The sequence below is a fragment of the Micromonospora sp. LOL_013 genome (assembly GCF_048060315.1).
In the GTDB taxonomy this organism is placed as follows: domain Bacteria; phylum Actinomycetota; class Actinomycetes; order Mycobacteriales; family Micromonosporaceae; genus Micromonospora_E.
Window position 1 is genome coordinate 1 of the sequence record NZ_JBHMIQ010000087.1, and the last position, 1,606, is coordinate 1,606.

The following is a 1,606-nucleotide window of genomic DNA, read 5'->3' on the forward strand; positions in this document are numbered from 1 at the left end:
CCTGATGGCTTATTCGGTGTAGGTCAGGCGGCGAGGGTGAAGTCGAGGCGTTGGAGGTGTGTTGTCCGGGTGCGGTCGAGGGGGCGTCCCGTCCAGTAGCTGTCGAGGCGGATGATGTTGATCGCGGTGGCCGCGAGGGTGTGTTCGAGTCTGGTCTTGGGCAGGCCCCGGTAACGGGCGGTACGGGTTCCGGTGACATGGGTGCTCTGGCGCATGGTGCCCTCGATTCCGGCGCGGGCGGCGTAGCGGGCCTTCCACTCGGAGGTGTTCTGCTGGATGCGGGCAGCGGTGAGGGCTTCGTGTAGGTCACGGGGGTGGATGGTGATCTGGCGGCGGGTGCCGCGGGTGCATTCCTGGCGGGTGGGGCAGGGCTGGCAGACGGTCTTCGGCCAGGACACCACGATGGTGTCGGTGTCGCGTTGTCGGCAGGGTGACCAGCTTGTGCTGGTGTTGCCCTGGGGACAGACGCCGTGGCGGGTGTCGAAGTCGAAGGTGAACGCGGCTTTGTCGTAGCCTTGCCCGGCGCGGGCCTGGGCGGACGGGTCGATCAGCATCGGGGAGATCAGGGTGATCCCGTGCCGGCGGGCGGCGGTGACGATGATCTCGGCGGACGGGTATCCGGAGTCGACGAGGTGTTCGGCGGGAGTCAGTGCCTTGTCGGCCAGTCGCTGGTGGATGATGGCGGTCATGGCCGAGTCCGGGACGGTCGCGGTGGTGGTGGCCACGTTCGTGATCAGGTTCGGGTGTTCTCCGCGCCCGGTTTCCCGGCCGGTGGTGCCGGTCGGTGGGTCGCGGGTCTCGGTGAAGTGGACCTTGTAGCCGCCCCAGCCGGTGTCGCGTTTGATGCTGTATCGGGCGTCCAGGTCGTATGGGGAGATGACGCGGTCTCTGCCGGGCGGGACACCGTCCCCGTCCGGGGCGTGTTCCCGCCGTCGCACCTCCTGCCCGGCGTTGTCGGTGTCCCGGTAGAACTGCTGGATCCAGATCAGGCGTAGCGTCTGCACCGCTGGGATCTGTGCCAGCCACTGCGGCGCGTCCGGGTGGTGCGCCGCGTCGAGCAGGTGGTAGCCGTCGATGCCGTAGCGGACCATCAACTCGTCGCGTCTGGTCCGGCTCTCGGGTAGGCGCAGGTTGTCGACGCGGGTGCCGTAGACGCCGGTCCAGGAATCGTCGATGACCGAGGTGAGCCAGTGCGGTGCCGCCGCGGCGAGGGCTTCCAACGCCGCCCGTAGTGTCTCTCCGGCCAGTTCGAGGCGGTTGAGGTCGCGGATCGCGCCGAGTATGTGGGTGGAATCGGTGCGCTGGCGGCCCCGGGCCTTGACCAGTCCGAGCCCGGCCAGGCGTTGCAGCAGGGCGTCCAGGGCCAGGCTGGTCAGGTCACCGGCGACCAGCCGGTCCCGGAACTCCGACAGGACGGTGGGGTCGAAACCCGGATCGTCGAGTTCCAGACCGAGGGCGTATTTCCAGGTGATCCGGTCCCGGACCGCGTCGGCGGCCTGACGGTCGGTCAGGTTCTCCGAGAACTGCAACACGCTGGCGGTCATTAACTGTGCCGGGGAGATCCCCGGCCGTCCCCGGACCCCGAACGCCGCCGAGAACCGGGCGT

At 68.7% G+C, this 1,606-nt stretch carries 1 protein-coding gene; it reads right to left on the reverse strand.

The window, feature by feature from the left end; translation table 11 throughout:
- Nucleotides 1-23: 23 nt before the first annotated feature.
- Nucleotides 24-1,606, reverse strand: a 1,583-nt coding sequence (locus tag ACFHWS_RS28420) for an IS1182 family transposase (protein ID WP_416569569.1), incomplete at its 5' end; no start/stop codon positions are given.